2 protein-coding genes are annotated in these 8126 nt (G+C 58.6%); both read right to left on the bottom strand.

Features of this window, described 5'->3' with window-relative positions; all coding sequences use genetic code 11:
- Positions 1 to 898 (bottom strand): hypothetical protein (locus HKN37_14100; GenBank protein ID NNE47782.1); only part of this gene is annotated, 898 nt, incomplete at its 3' end.
- A gap of 464 nt (positions 899 to 1362) precedes the next feature.
- The coding region (locus HKN37_14095) for a tandem-95 repeat protein (protein ID NNE47781.1) at positions 1363 to 8126 on the bottom strand (6764 nt) is incomplete at its 5' end.

The raw sequence follows: 8126 nt of genomic DNA, 5'->3' as shown, positions 1-8126 counted from the left end.
TCACTCCGCGAGCGAAGCTGCCCCCAAGATTGTGCGCAGACTCTTTCCACTGGATGTTACGCCGGTGATACGGCTCTTCTTCGTGGCAACGCCCGCACACACCTTCATCCAGAGATACGCCCAACCGGGCGTTTCCATCCGGATTGAATGGGCTGTGCTGGCTCGCCGGTCCGTGGCAGGCCTCACACTGGATGTTCGCCTTCGCCGCGAGATCCGGATAGTTCGCAACCATGTCGGCCCAGTTCGCACCCGGGACGACATTTCCAGCTGTATCCGCCGGGAATACCCAGCCCAGGGCAGCCTGAACGTCATCGAACCCACCATTGACGGCCGTCACGTCCGTGTTGTAGCCGACGGTGTGGCATTCGATGCAGTTCTCGTTGTAGTGACTGCTCTTCAGGCCATCGATGGCCAGCGTGAACATGTCCGCGTGACCGGTCTGTTCCCACGTGTTCTTCGTGTTGAAGTGACACGTGCCGCACTGACCTGCCTCCACACCCGCGTACGTCGCGGCAGTAATCACGATGCTGGCATCACTTGAACCGGACGCCGTCGTAACAGTCAGATTGATTGTGTAGTCACCCTGAACATCCGGACGGAATGTATTCCACATTGTCCCTGCACTGTCCAGCGTGGCTGAAGAGGCCGGCGCCGGCGTGATGGACCATGCGTAGGACGTGACGTCCTCGCCTTCGGTGTCCGTTCCCGAAAGGTAAACGAGTTCACCAACTCCGACGACCTTCAGCCCCGTCGACGGTGCTGTCGTCCACCCGAGTTCATTCAACTCAAAGTGACTGAGTGCCTCGACCGTGATCTCGGCCTCAGGTTGAAGGTTAAGTATGATTTGTGTGCCGGCCACCAGGAAGATGGTCGACACCATAAGTACCAATCCTTTCATATATCGCTCCTCCAGGCAATTCGCGGCGACTTCCTCTTTAATTGCCAGTCGCTCTGGAACGCCACTTTCGGTGCTTTACTGGATTGACCGTGGAGTCCTTGGCCGTCACAGCGCAACATGAGGTGGTGCGTGACCTCGGGTTCCCGATCGCTCGTACCGCAAAAGGCAAAGAACTTCAAAGAACGTCCTCAACTACCATGTTCGCGCCAATCGTACGCGAACTCCACCTACTCAAATCGAAGCATCAAACGCCTTTTGCGATGCTGTAGAATAGCAAACAGACCGACAGAAATCATAGGCCATAGCCGCATGGAATTGTAGGGGGATCTCCTACGCGTCATGGCCGGAACTGCCTCGCGGGATTGGTGAGATCCAGGCGCTGAAAAACGGTCAAAACGGCCGCAACAACCTCGTTTTTGGTACGTCGTACTTAACGCGTTGTCCTGCACTCGGGAACAGCGTCGCTACTTCAGCAGAACGAACTTCTTAAGGTCAACAAAGCTGCCCGCGGAGAGCCTGTAGACGTAGACGCCATTCGAAAGACCCTGGCCGTCAAACAAGACGCGATGCATCCCTCTCGTCTGGTCCTCATCAACAAGCGTCATCACAACACGCCCGAGTGCATCGAAGACCGTGAGGTTGACTCGTGTGTCCGCTGGCAACGTGTAGGAGATGGTCGTTGTCGGGTTGAAGGGATTCGGGTAATTCTGATTCAAGGCGAAGTCCTCTGGCGTCTCTTCGACCGATAGCATCACCGTCGCGCGATCCGACCCTCCCCGGCCATCGGATACCGTGTACGAAAAGCTATCCTCGCCCACGTATCCGGCATCCGGGGTATAAACGAAAGCACCGCCGTCCAGCTTTTCGACAGAGCCATGACCCGCAAGTTCGTGCGATATCACGCTCAGCGTGTCACCGTCGAGGTCGACATCATTCAGGAGCACGTGGATCGTAATGCTCTCTCCCGAGAACGCTGCGACATGATCGTCGGCCGCCTTCGGCGCCTCGTTTCCGCTGAGCGACAGCACAAACGCACGCGCCTCGCCCTGGTACAATCCGTAGCCCACAATCCTGCCGCTGCTGTTGACGTCACGAGCCTCAACCAGCGTCCATCCGGATTCCGCCGGTATCAGGGCATTGAGGTCCAGCAATGATTCGCCAATCCACAGCGACGCTCTCAAATCCATGGCCGATGTCTTGGCCGGGTCCACCCCGATGTCCATCGACTTGCCGAAGCGCATCGCGGTCGGCCCCTCGTTTAGAAGATCTGCCAGGACGTCATTAGAACGCAAAGTCGTCGCTTCGGACTTGCCGGCACCGACCGATGATGAATACGCACCAACGATCCATCCCGAATCGTTGATGCCGTAGGCCTCTGCGAACGTGGAACCGGTGACGTCAAAAGAGAATTCGCTTCCGTCTGGATCCCAACGCGTAGCACTGATGACCCCGGCCGTTTCCTTGCTGCCGACGGCCACTCCGAGACCATTTACGGCATAGGCCCGGGTATCGTCACTCCCGATTCTCTGCACCTGTTGTACCGTACCGCGAATGGCGGACTCGGTACCACTCTGACTGACTGTCAATCCAACCAGTTGACCACTTTCGTTGATAGACTCTGCCTGGCCCGAACTCACGCCATCGACCGCTATCTCACTCATTATGCCGCCGGTCCAGACTACCGGGCGGAAATCTCCAGCACCGAGCGACGTACCAACAACCTGGCCGGCGTTGTTCACGTCGAACGCGACACTGAACGCACCATCAAGAGTCGGCAGAAGAGTGCTCTCTGTCTTCTCCGGTCCGAGCTGCCAGACGGCCGCGGTAATCTCGCCATCCTGTTCAATGGCCCCGACCACCTGCCCGACGTCGTTGACCCCAAACGCCTGGCTGTAGCGTGTCTCGTCCGAATCGATCTCCAAAATGGAATTGTCGGTCCAGATGAAGGCCTTTACGACGCCAGCTGTCGTCAGCGACGTGCCTACGACCACGCCGTCGTCATTGATCGCAAACGCACGGCTTCCACGACCACCGAGAGTCCCCGTCTCCTCAATCGTGAACCGCAGAGAGGTTACTGTTACACGTACTGTGCCGACGTCCTCGCCGCCGTTTCCGTCGCTGACCGTATAGACGAACTCATCCTCACCAAGGAATCCCGTTTCCGGCGAGTACCTGACGGTCCCGGGTGCGGAACCGATCTCCGAGACTCCGCGCGTCGCTTCTCCTACGGATGTTACGGTCAGTGCGTCACCGTCCGCGTCGTAGTCGTTGTCGAGGACCCGGATGACGACCGGGGCTGAATCACCTGTGGTTGCGGCGTCGTCTGTGGCAACGGGTGCATCGTTCACCGCGTCGATCGTGATGCGAACCGTTGCCGTGTCGGAAACGGCTTCCTTGTCATCAACGATCGTGTATTTGAATGAATCGGTCCCATTGAAGTCCGCCGATGGCGTGTAGACCACGACCGAGTCGTTCCTGACTGTCACGGTTCCGCTGACAGGCGACGTGATGCTGTTGATTCGGAGCTCGTCATCCTCGGCGTCCGTGTCGTTAAGAAGCAGATTCAGACTCGACGCAACGTCCTCCGCAACGGAGAACATATCGTCGACGGCGACGGGGGTGTCATTTACGGGAATGACGCGGAAACTGACAGTCGCATCGGCCGATTCGTCTGTGCCATCGGATGCTCTATACGTGAACTGATCGGACTCCGTCTCGGACCCGTCATGAACGTACGTAAACGACCCGTTTGCCTGGAGTGTCAGAGTCCCGTGTGAGACGTCTGTGACCAGAATCGCTGACAGGGCGTCGCCGTCGGCGTCGCTGTCATTGTCGAGTACACCGCGAGGCACGCGGCCGGCGATGGCGTTGAGTCGTCCGCCTTCGTCGAGAGGATAATCGTCGTTGTTTGCAACGGGGACACTGTTTCCGTTGTCCACGGCGATCGTGAAGCGCTGCTCTGCGCTTTCGGTGCCATCTGAGGCCAGAAGCACTATCTCGTGGTCACCTATGTCTGCCGGGGAAGGCGTTCCGATGAGGCTCGCCGTGCCGTCTCCGTTGTCCACAAGCGCCAACCAGTCTGCGATGACGGATGCGGAAATCGTGACCGTGTCTCCATCAGGATCCTGCACGGTGATCGCGTACGAATACAGGATTTCCTGTGTCGCGGAGATAACCGGTTCGCTCGTGAATTGTGGCGGATCATTGACATCGTCGACCACGATGGTGAAGCTCTGCTGGTCGCCCTCAATGCCGTCCGAGATGGAGATCACTATGTCGTGATCACCTACGTCGGATGCGGCAGGCGTTCCCGAGAGCACGGCCGTTCCGTTCCCGTTGTCGATCAGAGTGATCCACGACGGGCCTACCTCCAGCGTAAATACAATAGTATCGTCATCCGGATCGATCGCCGAGACGTCGTACCGGTACTCCTGGTTCTGAACGGCTCCGGTCAGTGGTGTGCTTGTGAAGAATGGTGAGTCATTCGTATTGCCGACATCGATCGAGAACGACTGCTGGTCGGACGCCTCTCCGTCGCCGACGGTAATCACCACAGGATGCAAGCCAACGTCGCTGTTCTGCGGAGTACCTGCAAGTACACCGGTGCCGTCGCCGCTGTCGACAAACGTGAGCCACGAGGGAAGCGTGCTTGCCGCAAGGATTATCGCCGGCCCATCGGGATCTGCGGTTGTGATCACATAACGGTACTCGACTTCCTGACTGGCCGACTGAACAGGCGTGCTCGTTATTCTCGGAGGATCGTTAACCGGTATAATCTGAATCCGGACAGTTGCCGTGTTCGACACGAAGATGCCGTCGTTCGCGATGTAGTCAAACTCGTCCACCGTGGTCTCAGAGCCGTCATGTTCATACGCAAAAGAACCATCCAGGTCGAACTGGAATGAGCCGTGATCAACGCCCGAAATGAGTGTAGCCGAAAGGGCGTCTCCATCCGGGTCGTCGTCGTTGTCGAGTACGCCCGCCGGATCTCCTCCGGCAGTCGTGACCAACGTGCCTCCTTCCAGGACCGAATAGACATCGGCCACCGCGACGGGAACGTCGTTTGTGTTGCGGACGGAGATGACGAATGTCTGGTCAGCGAACTCGCCAAGTGCATCAGCAACGCGGAGCACGACTGGGTTGTCGCCGACGTTTGTATTCGACGGCGTCCCGGCGAGCGTCCCCGTGCCGTCACCATTGTCAGTGAGTATCAGCCACGCTGGAACCTGCCCCGTGAGCGTAAGGACGTCTCCCCCATCGTCGTCGACAGCCTGAATGGTGTAGGAGTAGGGCTGATCCTGCAGCGCACCGGTAACCGGAGGACTGACAAAGCGCGGCGGATCGTTCGTATTCACCACGACAATGGTAAAGTTCTGCGGTGCAGAGTCAATACCATCGCTAACACGCAGTGCGACAGGGTTATTGCCGACGTGCTCGTTTTCGGGCGTGCCAGCCAGCAGCGCAGTCCCGTCTCCGTTATCCGTGAACACGAGCCAGTCGGGGAGGGTCAGAGCGGTCAGTGTCAGGGTAGTGCCCGTATCGGCGTCTGAGGCAGACACGACATACTGATACTCCAGGTCTTCGGTCGCAGTTGTGACAGGGGTGCTTGTGAAGATCGGAGCATCGTTCGTGTTCGCGACCGTCACGGAGAAACTCTGCTGAATCGTCTCGACTCCATCGGAGACTGAGAGTACGACAGGGTGGACACCCACGTCTCGGTTGCGCGGATTGCCTGAAAGCACTCCTGTTCCGTTGCCGTTATCTACGAACGATAGCCAGGTTGGTATCGTGACCGCACTCAGCGCGATGGCGTCGTCGTCCGGATCGCTGGCGGTGACATTGTAGGTATACGGGGTATCCTCGGATGCTTCGGTTGGAGGCGCGCTCGTGAAGGCCGGCGCATCGTTCGTGTTGGTGACGCTAATCGAGAATGACTGCGTGGCCGTGAGGTTGCCGTCGGATACCTGAAGCTGGACGGGATTGATACCGACATCATCGTTGAGCGGTGTGCCGGAGAGACTTGCCGTCCCGTCACCGAAATTCGTCAGCGTCAGCCATGAAGGAAGCGTTGGTGCACTAAAGACGAGTGTCGTTCCAGCGTCCAGATCTGAGGCTGTGACGGTATACGTATAGACCTGATCTTCTATCGCTCCGGTTACCGGAGCGGACGTGAAGAACGGCGGGTCGTTCTTGTCGGAAATCGTGATGGTGAAGGACTGGGTCGTTTGGACGGTCCCGTCGGTGGCGCTCAGGACAACATCGTGCAGGCCGATCTCGCTGTTCGAGGGGGTCCCCGATAGTGTACCGGTTCCGTCGCCCGAGTCGGAGAAGCTCAGCCACGAAGGTAGAGTCGGTGCTGTAATAGCGATCGTATCACCGTCCGGATCCGTGACCACGACGTCATAAACATAAGCGGCGTCCTGGGAGCCCGTCGTGACCGGCGTGCTCGTGTAAATCGGAGCGTCGTTCGTGTTCGAGACGGAAATGGTGAACGACTGCTCGTCGGTCAGGCTGCCGTCACTCACGCGTATTACGACCGAATTGGGTCCGACGTGCTGATTGCGGGGCGTTCCTGTCAGCGTCGCCGTTCCGTCTCCGTTGTCGAGAAGCGCCAGCCACGTTGGAAGAGTCGTGGCAGAATAGGACAGCGTTGTGCCAACATCCGGGTCGGAGGCCGTTGCCGTATAGGTGTAGGCGAAGTCCTCCGTTGCAGCGGTAACCGGGGCGCTCGTGAAGAACGGAGGATCGTTCTTGTCAGCAATCGTGATGGTGAAGGACTGGGTAGTCGGTGCCGTCCCGTCGGTCGCCCGCAGGACGACATTGTGAACGCCGATATTGCTGTTGGTCGGTGTGCCGGAAAGGGTTGCCGTCCCGTCGTCGTTGTCCGCAAGGCTGAGCCAGGATGGAAGAGTCGGCGCAGTTATCGTCACGGAGTCGGCGTCCGGATCAGACACGGTTACGGGGTAGAGATAGGCCACGTCCTGCGATCCCGCCGTGACGGGGAGACTCGTAAAGACCGGAGCGTCATTTGTGTTGATGACCGTAATTGTGAACGACTGGGTATCAGAGAGACTGCCATCCGAGACGTCTATCTGCACGGGGTTCGAGCCGACGTTCGCGTTCAGGGGCGTTCCGATGAGACTTGCGGTTCCATCACCGTTGTCGGTGAATGTGAGCCAGGAGGGCAGTGTTGGAGCTGTGAAGATGAGCGTTGTCCCACCGTCCGGATCCGAGGCGGTCACCGTATAGGTATATGTCTGATCTTCGGTTGCACCCGTCACCGGGGCGGAGGTAAAGAACGGTGGATCGTTCTTGTCCGACACGGTAACGCTGAACGACTGAAGGGTCGAAATCGTACCGTCAAAGGCATTCAGGACCACGCTATGAATACCGATGTCGCTGTTGGATGGTGTGCCGGAAAGGGTTGCCGTCCCGTCGGTATTGTCGGTAAGGCTGAGCCATCCCGGCAACGTAGGCGCAGTAATGCTGATCGAATCCCCATCGGGGTCCGTTACCACGACGTCATAGACATACGCGGCGTCCTGCGCACCTGTCGTGACGGGAGAGCTCGTGAAGACCGGCGGGTCATTCGTGTTCGCAACCGAGATCAGAAAGGACTGCTGGTCAGTCAGGCTTCCATCGCTGACGCGCAGGACGACTGCATTGGCTCCGACGTCATCGTTCGTGGGCGTACCAGTCAAACTCGCCGTACCGTTTCCATTGTCAATGAACATCAGCCAGGCAGGCAGTGTCGGAGCAGTCAGTACAAGCGTCGTTCCCGCATCCGGATCGGAGGCGGTTACAGCATAGGTGTAGGGCGCGTCTTCCGTTGCGACCGTGACCGGTGAACTTGTAAAGGCGGGAGCCTCGTTGACGTTGGAAACAGTAACCGTAAACGACTGCTGGTCCGAAAGCGTGCCGTCGGATACGGTCAGGGTAACCGCATGTACGCCGACCTCATCGTTACCCGGGGTCCCAGATAGCGTCGCGGTTCCGTTGCCGTTATCCGTGAGCGTCAACCAGGTGGGCTTCTGCGTTGCCGTGATCGTGCGCGTGTCCCCGTCGGGATCCGCCGTCGGCACCGCGTAGCTGTAGAGCACATCCTGCGTGCCCGTCGTGACCGGGGTGCTGGTGAATGACGGCGCATCGTTGACGTCCGCCACCGTGATCGTAAAGGACTGCTCATCGAAAAGCCCGCCGTCGCTGACCCGGATCGTCACCGGATTGC

The organism is Rhodothermales bacterium (assembly GCA_013002345.1).
GTDB lineage: Bacteria > Bacteroidota > Rhodothermia > Rhodothermales > JABDKH01 > JABDKH01.
This window is presented reverse-complemented; position numbering and strand designations above follow the sequence as displayed.